General features: G+C 61.5%; 15 protein-coding genes. 6 read left to right on the top strand and 9 right to left on the bottom strand.

Going from position 1 to position 18,548, the window contains the following annotated elements:
- Positions 1 to 13: 13 nt before the first annotated feature.
- From D8M36_RS06955 to D8M36_RS06930, 6 genes are all read right to left on the bottom strand, one after another.
- On the bottom strand, positions 14 to 943 hold the full coding sequence (locus D8M36_RS06955) for a DUF979 domain-containing protein (protein WP_126847787.1): 930 nt from the start codon (positions 941 to 943) through the stop codon (positions 14 to 16).
- Positions 940 to 1,653, bottom strand: a complete 714-nt coding sequence (locus D8M36_RS06950) for a DUF969 domain-containing protein (RefSeq protein WP_126847785.1) — start codon at positions 1,651 to 1,653, stop codon at positions 940 to 942. Before D8M36_RS06950 ends, D8M36_RS06955 begins: the two co-directional genes overlap by 4 nt.
- 105 nt (positions 1,654 to 1,758) lie before the next feature.
- Positions 1,759 to 2,028 (bottom strand): exodeoxyribonuclease VII small subunit, encoded by a 270-nt coding sequence (locus D8M36_RS06945; RefSeq protein ID WP_126847783.1) that lies wholly within the window; start codon positions 2,026 to 2,028, stop codon positions 1,759 to 1,761.
- Positions 2,029 to 2,049: 21 nt separating this feature from the next.
- The gene (xseA, locus tag D8M36_RS06940; protein ID WP_238638411.1) at positions 2,050 to 3,333 is read right to left on the bottom strand and encodes an exodeoxyribonuclease VII large subunit; all 1,284 of its coding nucleotides are present in this window, start codon (positions 3,331 to 3,333) and stop codon (positions 2,050 to 2,052) included.
- Positions 3,334 to 3,481: 148 nt separating this feature from the next.
- A complete protein-coding gene (locus D8M36_RS06935) occupies positions 3,482 to 8,044 on the bottom strand; it encodes a lamin tail domain-containing protein (RefSeq protein ID WP_126847781.1) in 4,563 nt (1,520 codons plus the stop codon).
- A gap of 127 nt (positions 8,045 to 8,171) precedes the next feature.
- A complete protein-coding gene (locus D8M36_RS06930; protein ID WP_126847779.1) occupies positions 8,172 to 9,371 on the bottom strand; it encodes a DNA recombination protein RmuC in 1,200 nt (399 codons plus the stop codon).
- Between the two features lie 89 nt (positions 9,372 to 9,460).
- Here D8M36_RS06930 and ychF point away from each other — a divergent pair, with 89 nt between their 5' ends.
- The 6 genes from ychF to D8M36_RS10365 all read left to right on the top strand — a co-directional run bounded on the left by ychF (position 9,461) and on the right by D8M36_RS10365 (position 14,382).
- Positions 9,461 to 10,546 (top strand): redox-regulated ATPase YchF, encoded by a 1,086-nt coding sequence (gene ychF, locus D8M36_RS06925; RefSeq protein WP_126847777.1) that lies wholly within the window; start codon positions 9,461 to 9,463, stop codon positions 10,544 to 10,546.
- Between the two features lie 200 nt (positions 10,547 to 10,746).
- Positions 10,747 to 12,960 (top strand): AAA family ATPase, encoded by a 2,214-nt coding sequence (locus D8M36_RS06920; RefSeq protein WP_161970227.1) that lies wholly within the window; start codon positions 10,747 to 10,749, stop codon positions 12,958 to 12,960.
- Positions 12,961 to 13,181: 221 nt separating this feature from the next.
- Positions 13,182 to 13,415: a FitA-like ribbon-helix-helix domain-containing protein gene (locus D8M36_RS06915; RefSeq protein ID WP_126847773.1), complete on the top strand. Its 234-nt coding sequence runs from the start codon at positions 13,182 to 13,184 to the stop codon at positions 13,413 to 13,415.
- Positions 13,412 to 13,837, top strand: coding sequence for a type II toxin-antitoxin system VapC family toxin (locus D8M36_RS06910; protein ID WP_126847772.1), 426 nt, complete (start codon positions 13,412 to 13,414; stop codon positions 13,835 to 13,837). Before D8M36_RS06915 ends, D8M36_RS06910 begins: the two co-directional genes overlap by 4 nt.
- Positions 13,834 to 14,028 (top strand): hypothetical protein, encoded by a 195-nt coding sequence (locus D8M36_RS10370; protein ID WP_238638410.1) that lies wholly within the window; start codon positions 13,834 to 13,836, stop codon positions 14,026 to 14,028. The genes D8M36_RS06910 and D8M36_RS10370 overlap by 4 nt, the downstream gene beginning before the upstream one ends.
- Before the next feature lie 12 nt (positions 14,029 to 14,040).
- On the top strand, positions 14,041 to 14,382 hold the full coding sequence (locus D8M36_RS10365; RefSeq protein ID WP_274542647.1) for a GNAT family N-acetyltransferase: 342 nt from the start codon (positions 14,041 to 14,043) through the stop codon (positions 14,380 to 14,382).
- A gap of 103 nt (positions 14,383 to 14,485) precedes the next feature.
- On the opposite strand, the gene D8M36_RS06900 is transcribed toward D8M36_RS10365, so the two are convergent.
- The 3 genes from D8M36_RS06900 to cmtR form a co-directional block, all read right to left on the bottom strand.
- Entirely contained in the window at positions 14,486 to 14,881 is a 396-nt protein-coding gene (locus D8M36_RS06900) for a VOC family protein (protein WP_106507303.1), read from the bottom strand.
- Between the two features lie 1,411 nt (positions 14,882 to 16,292).
- Complete coding sequence (locus D8M36_RS06890) at positions 16,293 to 18,185, bottom strand: heavy metal translocating P-type ATPase (protein ID WP_126847768.1); 1,893 nt, start codon at positions 18,183 to 18,185, stop codon at positions 16,293 to 16,295.
- Positions 18,182 to 18,541 carry a Cd(II)/Pb(II)-sensing metalloregulatory transcriptional regulator CmtR gene (gene cmtR / locus D8M36_RS06885; protein WP_126847766.1) on the bottom strand — a complete coding sequence of 120 codons (360 nt, stop codon included), beginning with the start codon at positions 18,539 to 18,541 and terminating at the stop codon, positions 18,182 to 18,184. Before cmtR ends, D8M36_RS06890 begins: the two co-directional genes overlap by 4 nt.
- Positions 18,542 to 18,548 lie beyond the last annotated feature (7 nt).

Below are 18,548 nucleotides of genomic sequence, written 5' to 3'. Positions count from 1 at the left end.
TGAATTCCTCCAGTTAGAACGCGAGTGTGTACATCAGCACGATATGGACAAGCAAAAGCAGCGTGGCCGTCACGGCCTGCGATTTGATGACGCCGTACTTGTCTTTCATCTCCAGCAGAACAGCGGGTACCACGTTGAAGTTCGCCGCCATGGGAGTGAGAAGTGTGCCGCAGTAGCCGGCTGTCAGTCCTAGCGCCGCCACCACGATCGGGTTGCCGCCTTGCGCGACCACGAAGGGGATACCGATGCCTACGGTGATCACGGAGAACGCCGCAAAGCCGTTCCCCATAATCACGGTGAACAGTGCCATCCCCACGCAGTAGGCAATAACTCCCACGAGGGGATTGTGCGCAGGAATAACCTTGGCGACGGTGTTCGCGATGACCTCGCCCACACCCGCGGCGGTGAACACCGCGCCGAGCGCCGCGAGAAGTTGGGGAAGGATCCCCACGGGGCCCACGTCCATCGTGAGGCGCGCACCATCGACTGCCACGAACTTCGCGGGCGCCTTCGTGACGACGAGCCCCACGACGGTGGCGAGCACGGCGCCGGTTCCCACCGCGAGGTAGGTGGGCATCTCGAGTTTCTGGTACACGGTTGCCGCGACGAGCGCGAAAACAGCGAGGGACAGCGCAGGAATAAAGACCTTGTAGCCGAGTTTCGAAGCGCGTTCCTCAACGTGCGCGGGGTCGGGGCGATCCACCGCGGCGGGCTTGACGCCCCACACGGCGGTGATCGTGGCAAGCGCAATGACGCAGATGCCGATGAGCCACGCCGGAACCCACGGGCCGGCGATAAACGCGAACGCGAGGATGAACCAGAAGGACGCCGCCGGGATGCGGTTCTTGAGTGCGGCATCTTTCCCGCACAGGCCGCCTGTGATCGCGAAGATCACGCCGACGAGGATGAAGAAAAATTCGCCGATCACGATATCGGGGGTCATGCCTTCACGCTTCCTTCAGTGCCGGCCGATGCAGTGCCGGAGGTCGATTCGGCGCGAAGGCGGCGGTCGAGAAGGAAGTTGCGCACGACGCCGAAGATCATGGTCGCGATCGCGACGGGAATCGACCATAGTGCCACCGAGAGCGGGGTGACCTGGGTGTAGCCCTGCTCCGCCATTGTCGACACGATGAGCAGAACGCCCGGTGCACCGAGGAACAGGTTCTGTGCGAAGAAGTTGCCGAAGTTATCGGCGGCGGCGGAGGCGCCCTTAATCGAGTCGCGCTGCTTCTCGGTGATCGAGCCGAACTTCGCCTCGGCGGCGCCCTCCGCCATCGGCGAGATCAGCGGGCGCACGAACTGCGGGTGGCCCCCGAGCTGCACCGAGAAGGCAATCGCGACGGCGCGAATGAGCTGGTAGAGCGAAAGGACCGTACCGGTCGTCGCGTTCTTGACGGACCCGATGAGATCCACGGCTTTTTGCTTGAGACCGTAACGCTCACAGATGCCGACGACGGGCAGGGTCAGGATAAACAACGTGGCAACGCGCTGATCGGTGAACGACTGGCCGAGAAGGGTCAGCAGTTCGAGTGGGCTCAGCCCAGCCACGAGGCCAGTAACCAGACCGGCTACGACCACGACGGCAAGCGTGTCTCGTTTGAGCACGAAGCCCACCACGATAATCACGATGCCGATGAGCTTCAGGTACTCCATGAGTAGCCTTTCTCATAACGGTAAGTAAGTGTGCGCAGTCACTCTAGTCGTTACAAAACGGTGACGTCGAGTCGTGCACAGGCGTGAGACGCCTCTTCGCGTGCGCTATTCCTGCGAAGCGTCTTCGTCGGGCACATCCTGCTGGCGCTCGAGTGCGCGGTCGAGCCGTTCGCGTGCTCCGTCGAGCCACTGCTCGCATCGCTGAGCGAGAAGCTCGCTGCGCTCCCACAGCGCGATCGATTCCTCGAGCCCGCTCTGGTTGCGCTCGAGGGTTTGCACGATTGAAAACAGCTGGTCGCGGGCCTCCTCGTAGCCGAGCGCCCGAATATCCTCGGGGAGCTGTTGCGTCTCGTCTTTCGCGTTCTCGTTGTCCATAGCTATTCCCTTCAGCTTCTGTTAATCCTCGCCGAGCGACGTTGCGCTCACGCGTCCACCCGCGAGCCTGATGGAGAGGCGAGCGCCCTCCGGCGCTTCGCTCGGATGGGTGAGCGCTGAGCCATCTGTGCCTTGCACGACCGCGTAGCCGCGTTCAAGGGTGTGAAGTGGTGAGAGCGCCCGGGCCTGATCGGCGAGTGCTTTCACGCGCTCGCGGGCGCGCTCGAGAGCAATCGTGACCGATGCGCGAGCCGAGGCAATAGCCCCATCGATCACTTCGGCGTGGCTTTCGATCATCGTGTGAGGCTCGGCGAAGGCCGGCCGCGCTCGAACCGCAGCGAGAGCCTCTTTCTCCCGATCGATTCGTGAAGTAAGCGCGGAGTAAGCGCGCCTGCGGGCCTCATCCAATTGCGTCCGTTCAACGACCATGTCGGGGACGACAGTCTTTGCCGCGTCAGTCGGGGTCGATGCGCGATAGTCCGCGACGAGGTCAAGCAGGGGCGTATCGACCTCGTGTCCAATGGCCGACACGATCGGTGTGCGAGCCGCTGCGGCGAGCCTTACGAGAGATTCATCCGAGAACGGCAGCAGGTCCTCGAGGGAGCCGCCGCCGCGGGAAATGATGATGACGTCGACGTCCTCGCGCGCATCAAGCTCACGCAGTGCTTCACTCACTTCCGCTACCGCCTTCACGCCCTGAACTGCCACTTCACGCGTGGCAAAGCGCACTGCTGGCCACCGCTTTTCGGCGTTCACGATCACGTCGCGCTCCGCCGCGGATTTACGGCCGCAAATGAGCCCGATTGTTCGTGGAAGGAACGGCAGTGGGCGTTTGCGATCAGCGTTGAACAGGCCTTCGTTGAAGAGCGTGCATTTGAGTCGTTCGAGGCGCTGAAGAAGATCGCCAATTCCTACGGCTCGGATGTCGTAGGCATCGAGTTGGAGGCTCCCGCGCCGGCTCCAAAAAGTGGGCTTACACTGCACCACGACCTCGCTGCCTTGCTGCGGCTCGAGGTCAAGCTTGGCGAATGCGCTCGCGCGCATCGACACTGAAAAACTCGCATCGTCCTTCGTATCGCGCAGCGTCATGAACACGAGAGCGCCTTTGCCGCGGCTCACCTGAACGAGCTCGCCGCGCACCCATACAACGCTCATGCGGTTCACGTAATCGCGTACCTTGTGGCTCAAGAGCGCTACGGGCCACGGGCGTTCCGCAGTCGTTTCCGCTGCCGTTGCGGGTAGCGCCGGGACGTTCTCTCCCTCCGCTGCGTACATGCGGCTGTGGTTCACGCCTCGCTTGTCCATATCTCTACTGTGCCAGAACTGGGGCAGTTCCCGTGGGCTCCGCCCGTTAGTGTGGACAATCCACCGGCAAAGAAAGGCCGACGCCACCCTGTTTCGGGTAGCGCCGGCCCTTTGGATAGACCGCTCGCTTAAGCGGGGCTCATGCTACTCAGCGCGAGAAGCGGCGAGAGCGGAGAATCGCGATACCGCCCGCAACGAGCGCGAAGCCTGCCGCGAGAATTCCTGCTACCTCAGCGCCCGTGCGCGGGAGCCCATGCGAGGGCTTCGCTGGCCTGGCGGCGGAGGAAGCGTCGGACCCGTGCGAGCCCTTGCCCGGATGCCCCGTGCCAGAACCAGCGCCGCCTGTGCTGCCGGTGTTGCCGTTTCCAGGCTCGCCGCCCTTGCCGGGCTTTCCGCCCTCACCGGGCTTGACCGTGCCGTCCGGATCGACGGTCGTGCCGCCATCCTGGCCGCACTCGGCCCTCGTCACAGAGGCGCTGCGCACCTCGCTGTAGTGCTTCGCGCCGTACGGGTCGGTCGTGAGCGTGTACCACGAGAACTCGCCCTCGGGCAGATTGCTCGCGGGGACACTCACGGTGTCGCCGGAGGCGACGCCATCCTTGTGACCGAATTCCTTGGTCGTGAGCACATCGATGCGTGCATCGTTCGTCGTGAGGTTCTTATCCTCGGGCTTGATTCCGAGCGTGCTGTAGGGCACCTCGAAGTGTTGGACGTTGCCCTCTTCCTCTTCAAACATCGGGTCGTCGGAGTCGTAGTCCTTGAGCGACGGTGAGTAGGTGCGGATGATCATGCGACCGTTCTTGTTATCGAAGTGCATGAGGCGGAGGTAGCCGAGGCCGCCCTCGGGAAGGCCCTGGTAGTCGAACAGCATCTGGGTCACGATGCGATCCGGGGTGCCGTCGCCGTTGTCATCGAACTTGTCGTAGCGTGTGTGAGCGTCGTGGTAGTGGCCGCTCATGACCGCGCGCACGTTCGGGTTGGTCGCGATGACTTCGTCGTAGATTCGCTGCGGGATCGGGCCAAGGCCACCGGTGGTGAGCATGTACTCGTGAAGCTCGATGAAGGCGGTGCGCTCGGGGTACTTCTTGAGTACCTCGTTCATCCACTCGATCTCTTCATCGCCCGGGCCCCACCCCATGTACAGGATGATGTAGTCCTGGCCGCCTGCGCTCACGAGATCGTAGTGACCGCGGTTGTCCTTGTAGCTACCGCCGTACCAGGGATTGTTTTCGTAGCGATCCTTGCCGAAGTACTCGTAGTACTTCGAGTAATCGTTGTTGTGGTGGCCAACGTCGTGGTTGCCTGCAAGCACACCGTAGGGAAGCTTCGCGTCGTCGAGCTGCTTGTAGGTCTCGTCGGCGCGTACCCAGCCCTCGGCATTATCGATCTTGTCGACGATGTCGCCCGTGTGGAACAGGTACTGCAGATTCATCTTCTCGCGCACGCGCAGCAGGTAGTCGTGGATCGCGACTTGGTGATGATAGATCTTTTCGTCGTCGTTGTAGTACTGCGTGTCAGTCTCCACGGCAAACGTGTAGTCGTAGTCCGAACGCGGGGTGTCGTCCGCATGTTCACCGGGCTCTTCACCCGAGCGATCCGAGAGGTTCGCTCCCGCGTAGCCGATGCCCTGCTGAACGATGGCTTTGATTTCCCCGTCAACGCTGTGGCCTTTGAGCGGAACCATGGCCTCGAGCTTCGCCTCGCCGGACTCGGCGTCCGTGAGGGTGTGGGCGACTTCCTCCCAGCCGTTCTTCTCGGTGTTCCACACGAGCAAGCGCACGCGCTGGCCCTTGTTGGAAACGCCGTTCCAACTCACGCGCACCTCGGAGTTCTCGTCCGCGTCCTTCGGCACAGCGGTCGCGAACTCGTGGAAGGGAAGCGCATCGGAAGCGGTTGTCGTCTCGCCCGACTTCAGCGCTTCGCCCTCGCGGCCCGCTTGGTTCGCGTCGTGCACACTGCCAGCGGTACCCGAAAGCGTGCCCTCACTCAGCGAGGTCGTGTACCCCTCGCGGAACGACACCGTGAGGTTGTCCTTGCTCGGGTCGGTCGCGGTCGCCGAAACCGAATCGTCCACGCACGCGTTCAGGCCCGTGCCGTTTTCGGGGGCGAGAGAGGCCGACGGTTGCTCGACGGGCGTCGTGAACTTGATCTCTTTGGTCGACTCGTTGCCGAGCTTGTCGGTCGAGACGATCGTCAAGGTGTGCTCGCCTGCGGCGAGCGTGAGGCTCGACAGCTTCGCGCCGTTCTCGATGGGCTTGCCGTCGAATGTTGCAGTCGTGCTTGCAACGCCGGAGCCGGCATCGGTTGCCTCGAAGTTCACCGTGAACTCACCGCGCTGCTCGGAGCCATCCTCAATCGAGGACGTGATCGTCGGGGCGGTGTTGTCAACGATAACGGTCGTCTCAACAGTGTCGCCGGCAGCATTCTTACCGAGAACCTTGTGTTCGCCGTCAGCAACCTTCGTGGTGTCCCACTGGTAAGCGTTGGCGGTGTAGGCGTCGTCCGGAATCATGAACTTCGCGTTGAGGATTTCGACCTTGCCCGACGAATCACCCATCTGGATGATCTTTTCGGGGTTGCTCGCTTCAACGAGTTTGCCGTTCGCGCCGTCGTAATCGGCTGCGCGCAGTGTGCGGCCGTCGGGGAGTACCAGGCGAGCGTTGCGCGCGTTGAAGTCGTCGTTGTTCTCGTTCGGGTCAATGCCCGGCTTCGCCTTCGTGCCCGCGGCGACGTCAACCTGGAGTTCCTCGCCCTTGGTGAGGTACTTATGCGGAACCGGGGTCGAAACAGTGACCCAGTTTTCGTAGAACCCCTGGTCGAAGATCGTGAGGACCTCGTCCTTCACGAGCACGCCGTTGCGGAAGAAGGCATCGGTCTGCGTCGCATCGATTCCGAAGACCGGCTCCTTCTCGAGCGAGGGAATGTTTGCCTCGACCTCGGTGCCATCGACCGCGAGGGTGCGTTGATCAGAAGCGTTGTGGGTCGAGACCGAGAGGCGGGTGGTGCCGCTCACGTACTGCTTCTCGGTGACGTTGAGGCGAACCGGGCCCTTGTCGGCGCCGTCGACGCTCACGCGCGTCAGCGCAAGATTCGCGGTGTTCGTGCCGTCAGAGGCCAGAACTGAGTATTCGAAGTACTCCTTGCCCGTGAGATCCGCCTGGGGGATCGTGAGGGAGAAGGTGCCGTCCTCGCTCGCGAGGAGGTCCTTCACCATCGGTTTGTCGTCGGTGTTCGACTGGAGCGAGACGGTGAGGCGGCGAACCTGGACGTTATCGCTTGCCTTGATCTTGATTTCGGCATCCTTCGACGGGGCGAAGGACTTCGCGGTGTGATCCTCAAGAACCGGCTTCTCGGTATCGTCGTTGAGTTTGACGAGTTTCGAGGGAACTTTCGCGGGTGCTGCCTGACCTGGCGTTGCCTTCGAGATCTCACTGATCTCGTTCACCATAAAGTTGTCGGGGTTAACTTTGTAGTGGATCCCCTGGTCAGCCTGGGTGTCGTCGTTGCCGTCTTCGTTATAGAACACGCGGCTCACGGTGTGGCCGGTGCGAGTCTGGATCTCCATACCGCGAAGCGAGCCGTTCGCCATGCCGCCCACGTGGCTCTCAACGATGTCGAGGCTCTGTGCATCCACGCCGTAGTTCGCGGCGAAGTCTTCTACCGTCTTGTCGTCGTTGTGGCCGTTCTTGATCCACACGATCACGGTTCCGCCGGGCTCGACGATCTTGTTGTCGGGCTCCATGGGCCACACGGCCTGGTTACCCATCTTGCGGCCTGCACCCGGGTATTGGTAGGCGATCTGATAATCGCTCAGATCAATGGCCTGAGTTGTGGGGTTATAGATCTCGATGAACTCGTAACCGTCACCTTTTCCGGTGTTGGTGGAATCGGGAACGAGCTCGGTGATGAGGAGCTGGCCGACGGTCGTGTCAGCCGCCGGGCCGGGGATGTTTTCTTCCGGTTCGGGCTCCGCCGGTTCTTCGGGCTGAGAATCGGCCTTGCGATCCTCAAGTTGCGCCGGGTCAATCTTGCCGGCGGTGGGAGCAGCCGGGCCTTCGAGAACCTCGAGGCTCTTCGCGCTCGAATCGGCAGGGGTGCGGAACTGTGCGGACTTGTCCTCAGCGACCGAGCCCTTCGGGTAGAAGGAGCGTGAGACTTCTTTGTTGTTCGAGTCGAGAACGCGAATGCCGCGGTTGCCGCCGTTGGCCATGCCCTTCTGACCAGTGACGCGCTCGACGCGGGCGGAAGCGTCCATGCCCCATTGAGTGCGGAATTCCTCTACGGTGTGAGCGCTCGAATCGACCTTGCCGTCATCGCTCGTGTAGCTCAGCCACAGGGTCACGGTTTCCCCGGCGGCAAGCTCGATCGGCTTTTCAGGTGCGAGGGCGACGTCCTTTGCGGTGCTATCGCTGTCTTCATAGATGTAGGCGAACGAATAGCCGCCCTCACCGATCGTGAGGGTTTTGTCGGTCGTGTTGGTGACCTCGAAATACTCGTAGTGGTCCGAGCCAGCATTGTTCGGTGCAATTTCAGTGACGACGAGCGGCCAGGTGCTCGCGGGGGCTGCTTCGGCAGCGGTGAGGGTTGAAGGAGCAATGCCGGCGGGAACGATCGCGGGGCTCGCGACGAGTGTAACGCCGAGCGCTGCTGCCGCGAGGGACTTGGAGTAAATGCCAGGAGTGCGGCGCGTGCCGCGTGACTGAGGAGTCATACCCTTCACTTTCGCTAAGTGGATGGTGGGAATTTGCGGGGAAGCGCCCTCCAAATTGCTCCGGGAAATTAACAAATCAGTAAAGCAACGGTCGTTATTCGCTGTACTCGCCATGTACGAGTCGAAATCACGCATTCAGGTTGTGCGGATTGACCTCGCGTGCGAGCTGGGTCACTGGTTCGACTCCTTCGAGGGCGCCACCGACGATGTGAAGCTCCTCCATCGAGCGCGCCGCGGGCACCACTCGCGCCTCGTACGAACCCACCGCGTTGTTGAAGGCCCGCACCGACGAATCGAGCGAACGGCCGAGTTTCGCAAGGTGCCCTCCGAGAGTGCCGAGCCTCTTATGCACCTCGCGACCTGCTTCGAGCACGCGAAGCGCGTCCTGGTTCAGTGCGTCCGTGCGCCACGTGTGGGCGACGGTGCGCAGCAGCGCCATGAGGGTCGCGGGAGAGGCGATCACAACATCGAGCGTAAAGGCGCCATCGAGCAGCCCTGGATCCGCCTCGAGCGCACCCGCGAGAAGGCCGTCGCTCGGCACAAACAGCACCACGAATTCGGGGGAGTCACCGAGCGAGGCCCAGTACGACTTCGAGCTGAGGTGCGTGACGTGCGATCGCAATGCCCGCGCGTGCTCCGCGAGGTATTTCGCCCGTTCGTTTTTCTCCGTGGCCTGGGCAGCACGCAGGTACGCATCCATGGGTGCCTTCGCATCCACGACGATCGTGCGCCCGTGGCTCAAATGAACGACGAGATCGGGCCGCTGGTTCTTCTCCCCGCTCACGTTTTTCCCGCTGAGCTGTTCGGTGAAGTCCGTGTGCTCGAGCATGCCCGCGGCCTCGACGATGCGCCGCAGCTGCACCTCGCCCCACTGGCCTCGGCTCGTGGGGGCTTTGAGGGCGCTCACGAGGGCGCTCGTCCCCATGCCCAGATCGCGCGTGCGCTCCGAGAGGTTTTTCAACTGTGAGGCGAGGTCACCGTCGGCCTTATTGCGTGCCGCCTCCGTGCGCGCAACCGAGCGTTCCAAACTCGTGAGGGTTTCCGAAATGGGGGAGAGGGTTCTGGCGAGCTGCTCCGAGCGAGCCGCATCGACTGCTTCACGCCGAGCCGAATCGCGCTCAAATCGCTCCGAGGCGAGTTGCAGAAGCTGGGTGCTCGACGCGTTCACCGCGCGTGCCGCGAGTGCTTCGATGTCGGCTCCGTTCGCGGAAGCCCTGGCTTCAGCCGCGCGAACCCGCTCGCGCATGAGGATCCACATGACCGCGGCTCCGAGAACAGCCCCGATGAGCAACGGAAGGAGAACGGTCACAAGAGTCGAAAAGTTCATGCTTCTACCTCACCACGGGGGTGAGACATTTAAAGTGCGGCACGCCCTGAGGAAGGCAAGCGTCGGACCCTGCCCCTAGAATGAAGGGCGTGGCTTTGACAATTGGAATCGTTGGCCTGCCCAACGTTGGTAAATCGACCCTGTTCAACGCGCTCACCCGTGCGGAGGTGCTCGCGGCAAACTATCCGTTCGCGACGATCGACCCGAACGTTGGTGTGGTGCCGCTTCCCGACTCGCGTTTGAATCGCCTCGCAGAGATCTTTGGCAGCGAGAAGATCCTGCCCGCAACCGTGAGCTTCGTGGACATCGCCGGCATTGTGAAGGGGGCGAGCGAAGGCGAAGGCCTCGGCAACAAGTTCCTCGCAAATATCCGCGAGGCCGATGCCATCTGCCAGGTCACCCGCGCCTTCAGCGACCCCGACGTCACGCGCGTTCCCGGCTCTGAGACCCCCGCGGGCGACATGGAGACGATTTCGACCGAGCTGATCCTCGCCGACCTCCAGACGATCGATAACGCCCTTCCGCGCCTCGAGAAAGACACGAAGCGCAAGGTCATCGACGCCGCGATCCTTCCCGAGGTACTCAAGGCCAAGGAACTCCTCGAGTCCGGAAGCACCCTTTTCCAGGGGGCCGACGGTGCCGGGATTGACGTGTCGCTTCTTAAAGAGCTGCAGCTCATGACCGCCAAGCCGTTCATCTACGTGTTCAACACGGACGAAGAGGGCCTCGCGGATAACGCGATGCAGGAGGAACTGCGCAAGGCTGTCGCCCCAGCGGAGGCGATCTTCCTCGATGCGAAGTTCGAAAGTGAGCTCATCGAGCTCGAGCCGGAAGAAGCCGCTGAAATGCTCGCCTCAACCGGCCAGGAGGAATCCGGCCTCGACCAGCTTGCCCGGGTCGGCTACGACACCCTCAACCTGCAGTCCTACCTCACGGCTGGGCCCAAGGAATCGCGGGCCTGGACGATCCACAAAGGCTGGACCGCGCCCCAGGCCGCAGGCGTGATCCACACCGACTTCGAGCGCGGCTTCATCAAAGCCGAAATCGTTTCCTTCGACGAGCTTGACGACGCCGGTTCCATGCAAGAGGCGAAGGCTCGAGGCAAGGTGCGCATGGAGGGCAAGGACTACGTTATGCAAGACGGCGACGTGGTTGAGTTCCGGTTCAACGTGTAACACTAAGTTACCGACGAAATTCCTTCTATCCATTCGAGTGCCGAAAGGTCGCTTGCTAGCTATTCTGTTACCCAAGGAGGAGCGAGCGTGACTAGGGAGGTCGTCGCGGCAACCTGGGTTGAAGACGGAGGTCCTCTTCCAAGCGTCAACGCAGCTCTCGGCATATATGTGGACCACTATTCGATGGAGTTGGTGAATTCGTGCTGCGAGAGGTAAAGATCGTCGGCGGCGCGTGCTTCGGTGAGAGGCCGCTAACGATTACTGACTTAAAGCCCGCAAGCTTCTTCTATGGCCCTAACGGATCCGGGAAGACGACGATCAGCCGAGCCTTCGCTGGGTATGGTTCCCTGCAGCTCGAGCCCGAGTGGCAAGCTGATTCTGAGATGATGATCCGGGTCTACAACAGAGACTTTGTAGACAAGGTACTGGGCGAGTCCAAACGGATTCCCGGGGTCTTCGTTCTCGGAGAGAACAGCGTCGAGGCCCAGAAACGTCTTGAAGAGATCGAGTCGCCAGGAGGTGAGCTCGCTCAGGCCCGTGACAGGTACGAGAGGGCTAAGACTAGCCACAAGAAAGCGGAAGCAGACCAGTCTGACGCAAAGGCGGAATTCAAGAATGCCGCGTGGAAAAAGTATCGTGCACTAGTCGATGAACACACGACTTTGTTGCCCGCCTTCACCGGCCAACGCGGCGTAGGCAATAGCAAAGAAATGCTTGTGACTCGCCTGCTTGAGCGCGGACCGCTAGGCGAGTCCGAATCCCTGCCTAAGCTTGAAGAACTTCTCGCTGAAGCTAAAGCGGTATTCGACACGGATGCAACAGCCCGAAACCAGCTCGCTGAAATCGATGAGTTCCGATGGGATGAACGTGACGACACTAATCTTCTGGAGCGGAAGATCGTGGGCAGCTCCGAAGCTTCACTCAGCGAACTTGTGGATCAGCTGGGGAATGAGGACTGGGTTCAAGCCGGACGCCAACACCTTGACAATGCGCATGGGCTTTGCCCGTTCTGTCAGCAAACGGCACCCAAGGATCTCGCTAAGCAGCTTGAGGAGATGTTCGACCACCGATACATGGAGCAACTCGAACGGCTGAGGTGCCTGGCAACAACACATTCGTCGTGGGTTCGATCAATTGGTGACACTGTCGAAGGCTGGAGCGAGGAGTCCAGCGGCTACCTCGATGGGGCTGAGTTCCAGAAGTCCTTTGGAACGTTGAAGGCAATCAACGAAGCTAATGCGAAGCTGCTCGAGCGGAAACTGCGGGCGCCCTCTGAGCTAGTGAAAGTGTCTGCCACGAGTGCTCCGATTGGCGCTCTGAACGCCGTCATCCGCGAAGCCAACACCAAAATTGACGCGCACAATCGGCTAGTTCAGTCACAAAAAGCGGAAAAGCCCGTTCTGGCCGCCAAATGCTGGACATACCTGGCCGATGTACTCCTCCGCGAGGAACTTCAGGCGTACAAAAAGAAATCCGTGGGACTGCAGAAGGGGGTCGACTGCACACGCGAAAAGATCGCTGAGGCGTCGTCGGCAATCAGTGATCTTAATGATGAGGTACGTAGTCTGCAGCGTTTCGTCGAATCATCGCAACCAGTAATCGAAGAGATTAATCAGCTTCTTAGACGATCTGGATTTACATCGTTCCATATCGTCAGCTCCGCCGAGCTTACGGATGGCTATATGCTGGCGCGCAACGGTGTCGCGCTAGATGAGCGTTCCCTTAGCGAGGGAGAACGAACATTCATCGCCTTCCTCTACTTTTATTTCCTCCTCAATGGGCGGGATGGCAGCCCATTACCGGGAAAGATCTTGGCGGTGATCGACGACCCGATTTCTAGTCTCGACAGCGACGTGCTCTTCATGGTGAGCACACTTGTCCGCGAATTGATTAACCGAGCGCTGTCAAAATCGGATCATGTCGCTCAAGTCATCGTCTTAACGCATAACGTGTACTTCCACAAGGAGGTGACTCAGCGCAGGCACAACGATGCGGGATCGGGCCGCTGTTACCATCTCATAAGGAAGAGTTTGACGGGCCCCAATGTCGTTGAGTCACATCCCGAGAATCCGGTGAGCACCGAATATGAGCGTCTTTGGTCCGAAGTTCGACGCGCCGCTCAGGGTGAGCAAATGAGCATTATTGGTCTCGAGAACGTCCTGCGTAGAATCATCGAGAACTACTTCCGAATCGCTGGGGGGATCTGGGAAGAGGATCTTGTACAGCACTTGGAGCCAGCGGAACGACCGGTCCTTCGATCCCTATTCAATTGGATTAACGAAGGTTCCCATGGAGTCTTCGAGAACCTCCATTACTCGCCGAGTATAATTACCCAGCAAACGTATCTCGAAGTTTTTGAGCGCATCTTCGACAAATCCGGGCACGGTGCCCATTACAGGATGATGATGGGGTAGGGTCTGAGGCCAGTCGTTAGCGAGTAACGATCTAGCTTTGGTGATCTTGGCGAAAGTTATCGTCATAGGCTACTCGGTCAGGTCTCGGTTCAATGTAGGAGCGAGTCCTGCTCCGTATTCCCCGTCGATCTATGTGAACGGTGAGGCGCTCCAGTCTCGTTCTTGCTTCCTGCATTTCACCATTGGCGCTATCATGACTGATAGCACAGGAGGTGGTCGTGATGTCATCCATCATCGTGCGCGGTCTGGACGACGGCGTGAAACAGCAGCTCGCTGCCCAGGCTGAGGAGCATGGCCGGTCCATGGAATCCGAGGTTCGCGACATTCTGACCAAAGCTGCACGCAGGCCGCATATCGGTATGGCACTGCTGTCTGTGGCGCGGGATGTCGGTGGGGTCGATGAGCTGCCCGTTCCGAGGCGCGATGACGTCGCAAGGGCTGCGGTCTTCGAATGATCGTCCTCGACACGAACGTCATATCGGAGATCTTTCGACCCTCGCCGGAGCCTCGTGTCGTCGAGTGGCTCGTGTCTCTGACAGGTGACGTCGCGATCACCTCCATCACTCTTGCGGAGTTGCTTGCCGGCGTCCGAAGGCTGCCGGAAGGCCGACGCAAACACGAGTTGGCGCGCGGGATCGAGGAAGCGGTAGCGCCGTATCGGGGGAGCCGATCGGTGCTCGCATTCGATGCTGACGCGGCGGAGCGATACGCGGAGGTGCTCGCGGCGCGCGACGCAGCAGGGGCGCCGATCAGTACCGCCGACGCCCAGATCGCCGCGATCTGTCTGGCGTGCGGGGCAGTGTGCGCGACGCGTAATGTGAAGGATTTCCAGAACACCGGCGTCAAGATCGTAGACCCGTGGAATGTGGACGCGTGAAGCGTCGTTCGATTGAGGTCCTCGCCCACCGGAATCTCACCGAGGCTGATCTGCGTGGGCCTCGGCAGCTCTTCGGCAGCGAGTACCAGGAGTTCGGAGAGTGGGATCCGCAACCTCCCTACGGTTACGCGCCACATGATGTCCACATCATGGCGCGGATCGAAGCTCGCGTCGTCGGCCACGTGGGATAGGGACGTCGCGAGATCACTGTTGGCACGCAGGCCCTCGCGATCGCGGGAGTCGGCGGCGTCTCGATCTGCGCTGACGCACGAGGGGCGCGTCTCGGGAGCAAACTCATGAGCTGGGCAGCGCAGTCGATGCGCGATCTTGGCCATGTTCCGATCGGCTACTCGGGGTGTCAAGAGCAGGTCGTCCCGTTCTACGAGTCATGCGGGGAGACGAGGATCAGTGCGCGCGAGAGGTCGGCCGGGTGCGAAGGCGAACCTGCCTTGCAAGAACCTGGCCCGCCGATCCTCGTCCTGCCGGTCGCCCCGCTCGAGATGTGGACAGAGGGCGACATCGACCTGCGGGGGCGGGCTTGGTAGCCGCTGGCTGAAGACGGCTCTCTGTTCCGGAACGTGGTCGAAATTGGGTTCAATGTGTAAATTCGGTCCCGCATGACGAGCAGCCGCAGATGCGGTGCGCTACTCACTCAATAACGATCTCAACCTCGAAGCCCTCGCTGTTTTCGAGGAAGAGAGCGGTGTGCTCAGGCCCCCCAGCGTGTGGGTACTTGTCGGCAAACAACTCAGTCCACCCGTGGCGTGAGCACTGCCGTTGAAGTTCATCGAGAAGTGTTCGATCTTTCGCGCGGAGGGCGAGGTGATTCAGTCCAGCTCGCATGCGGTCGTGTGGGCCCGTGATAGCAGGCGACTCTTCCAGCACCACGTATGCCCCGCTTGGGTGAGTCCACGTCCTTCCTCGTGGCCAATTTGGATCGTGCTGGGCCTGCCACCCGAGTAGGGGGAGGAGCCAATCGAAAGAAGCTGCGGACGCGTGCAGGTCGGTGGTCCATAACTCTATGTGGTGCACGGGGTTGGTCATATGTGGAGTTTAGGCCAGGTTGTCGAAGGCTCTCGGTCCTTAGCTAGCGGCCGTCCTGCTGCATCCCTCTACTGCTTGTGCACGCTTGATCTATCTCGCTCAACGGTTTCGTCACTCGGTCGAGTTCCGGTTTAACGTGTAACGCGGGGCGTCAATGACGCTTCGCGTTATTGGGGGTAGGTTGAAGCGCGATCCATTCGTTCGCCGACAAGGACGCTGAAGGATTGTGGAATCGAGAGCGCGATGGGGTTTATTTACTAACGCTGCCAAGCTCCCCTCCCTGTGCATTCGGGAGACTATGGAGGGGTGATCGATGGGCTGAGCATCACACGGCGATCGTCGTCGATGGTGGCCCGTCCGGCCTAGCTACGGCATACTACCTGCGGCGCTTCAAAGTGGACTTCTCGGCCTGAGACAACCAAGGCGAACCCGGCGGTGCATGGTTGCACGCGTGGCCTTCACAGACGCACTTCTCCGCCGCGGAGTTCTCCAATTTGCCCGGTTGGCCTCTACCTCAATACCCTGAGTACCCGCCGACACGCAATGCCATCGACTATCTGGAAAGCTACGAACGACGGTATGGCCTCGCGGTTAGGCGTCCAGTGCACGTTCGTTGCGTATTCCATGTGGGAGGGATGTTCGACCTCGATTCGACCGCCGTTGGAGGTCACATGGTTCACACTCGAGCGGTCGCGCTGGTTGCCTGGTGATGTCGGTGGCCGCGATCTCTCTTTTCGCAGCTGCCGCTGGATTCTCGGCGGCGATTCCGGCTCAAACCTCGGAGGCGTTATCGCGCTCCCTCATCTACGTGAGCTCCTCAACCCCGGTTAGCTCACCTACTCCCATCCTCGATAGCTAGAGCGAGCTCGACCACGACCACCTGATCGGGTGCACTGGTTGTCGTTCGGCCCTCGTCCATCCCGCCGCCTCATGCACGGCTGCGAAACCGCGGTGAAGAATCTGCATGTGGTCGGTTACGGCAACTGGACCGGCGAGGGCTCGGCAACGCTGAAGGGTGTGGGGTCCTTTGGCAAACACTTTGCCCAGGTAGTCGCTGGCCGTGTCGATGAAGCTCGGCAGCACTTCGAATGAGTGTCCGCGGTATTAAGGCCGCTGAACTAATCAAATTGCGAGCCGGAAAGAGTTTTGCAATGACGCTTGGTCTCTCAGCAGTTCGATCCTTCCACGATCTGCGTTCGAGACGCGGAGCGCTCGGAGGCCCTTGACCGGATGGGGCACGTGCCGGGGGCTCGCTCAAGGCCCCCGTGCCCGCACGCAGCGAGAAGGGCCAGGCCGCCAAGGACGATCCCGATTCCACGGAGACGGACCGAGAATTCGAATGACGTGCCTGGCCCAAGGTACGTTCGCTTGGCGTGTGGTTTAACCCTTATGAGACTTGCCGGTCACAGCCTTAGCGTTTCGCTCGCGAAGCCCGCAGGCCGTTCAAAATCACGATGACTTCGGCGACCTCGTGCACCAACACGACGGCGGCCAGGCCCAGAACACCGCTGATTGCCAGCGGCATCAACACGATGATGATGGCCAGAGACAGCACGATGTTTTGGTTGATGATCCTGCTGCCTCGGCGGGCGTGCTGCAGCGCCTTCGGGATTAGCCGGAGGTCGTGGCCGGTGAAGGCGACGTCAGCGGACTCGATCGCGGCGTCAGAGCCGGTCGCTCCCATCGCGATGCCCACCGTCGCGCCCGCCAGTGCCGGCGCATCGTTGATGCCGTCGCCGATCATCGCTGTCGGCGTCTTAGAGGAGAGCTCGGCGACGATGCTTGCCTTGTCCTCCGGGCGCAGCTCAGCGCGCACGTCGTCGATTCCGGCGATTCCAGCCAGCGCCCGGGCGGTGCGAGTGTTGTCGCCGGTGAGCATGCTTACTTCCACGTCGTTGCCGTGCAGGGCCTGCACGGCTTCGGGGACCTCGGGCCGCAGCTCGTCGCGGACCCCGATCGCCCCGGCGAGAGCGTCATCGACGGTGACCAGGACGCAGGTCTGGCCCTCGGACTCCATGCGCTCAACGTCTGCTTTCAGTGGCCCGGCGTCGATCCATCGGGGGCTGCCCACAAGTACCCGTCGACCTTCGACGGTGCCGCCGATGCCATGCCCAGCTTCCTCGCTGATGTCCAGGGCAGCGGGCGCTTCGGGCCCCGCTGCCGCGATCGCCGCGGCGAGGGGGTGCGTCGATTGTTGCTCAACTGCCGCCGCGAAGGAAAGCACCTGCGTCCGATCGAATCCGTCTGCCGCGATCACTCCGGTAACCTCAGGCTGGTTGCGGGTAAGGGTTCCGGTTTTGTCCACTGCCAGGTGACGGATGCCGCCGAGTCGCTCGAACGCCGCGCCAGACTTGATCACCACTCCGAACTGGCTGGCTGCGCCTATCGCGGCCACGACCGTCAGCGGCACGGAGATTGCCAGCGCGCACGGCGACGCTGCGACCAGGACCACCAGTGCACGGGTGATCCATGTCTCGGGGTCGCCGAGCAGCGAGCCGATCACGCCGACCAGCACCGCCAGGATCATCACCCCGGGCACTAGGGGGCGGGCAATCCGGTCGGCGATCCGGGCGCGGTCGCCCTTTTCCGCCTGCGCCTGCTCGACCAGGTCCACGAGTGTGGTCAGTGAGTTGTCCGTTCCAGCTGCGGTCGTCTCGACCTCCAGCACACCGGCGGAGTTGATTGCTCCCGCGGGCACCTCGTCGCCGGGCGCAACCTCCTCCGGAATGGATTCTCCGGTGATCGCTGAGGTGTCAAGGCTGGAGCGCCCAGACCGAATGATGCCGTCCGTGGCGATCCGCTCCCCGGGGCGTACGACCATGAGCTCGCCAACCTCAAGGTCCTTCGCAGCGACCTCGGCCGTCGTACCGTCGCGCAGCACGGTCGCGGTTTGCGGTACCAGCTTCAACAGTGCCCGCAGTCCGCCTTGGGCCCGGTCCATCGCCTTGTCTTCAAGCGCCTCGGCGATCGAGTACAGGAACGCCAGCGCCGCGGCCTCTCCGACGAAACCAAGGATCACCGCGCCGACCGCGCTGATCGTCATCAGCAAACCAATGCCGAGCTTTCGCTTCGTGACAAGGTTCCGGATTGCTCCAGGCGCGAAGGTATACGCCCCTAGCAGCAGGCCGACCCAAAACAGCACCGTCGCGGGCGCCTCCAAGTCGGACCAGTCCAATGCCAGGCCTATGCTGAGGGCTACGCCGGAGAAGATCGGCAGTAGCAACTCGGGGTCCTTCCACCAAGGCCGATCGAGATCTTCGAGATTCGCGGCTGGTTCGTGTTCGCATCCACACGCCGAGCTCATGCGTCCGCTCCTTTCTCGCCGCAGCCGGGCACCGAGCACTCGGGGGCGATGCACGGGGCGTTTTTGTCGGTAGCCAACGTCGCGTTCACTAGCGCGTCGAGCGCTGCCGCGAGGTGCGGATCGGCGATTTCGTAGCGAGTCTTGCGGCCCTCCGGCTCGGCGACGACGATGCCACAATCGCGCAGGCAGCTCAGGTGATTTGAGACGTTCGAGCGGGTCAGGTCCAGGTCGCGAGAAAGCATGGCCGGGTAGCTCGGGCCGTCGAGTAGGGCCATCAGGATTCGGGAGCGCGTCGGATCCGCCATGGCCCGGCCGAGCCGGTTCATGACGTCGAGGCGTGAAGCAATAGTCAGCATATGCTGA

Origin of the sequence: Dermabacter sp. HSID17554, assembly GCF_003989295.1 — a bacterium.
GTDB lineage: Bacteria > Actinomycetota > Actinomycetes > Actinomycetales > Dermabacteraceae > Dermabacter > Dermabacter vaginalis.
The sequence above is the reverse complement of the archived record's forward strand: the minus strand, read 5'-3'. Positions and strand labels throughout refer to the sequence as shown.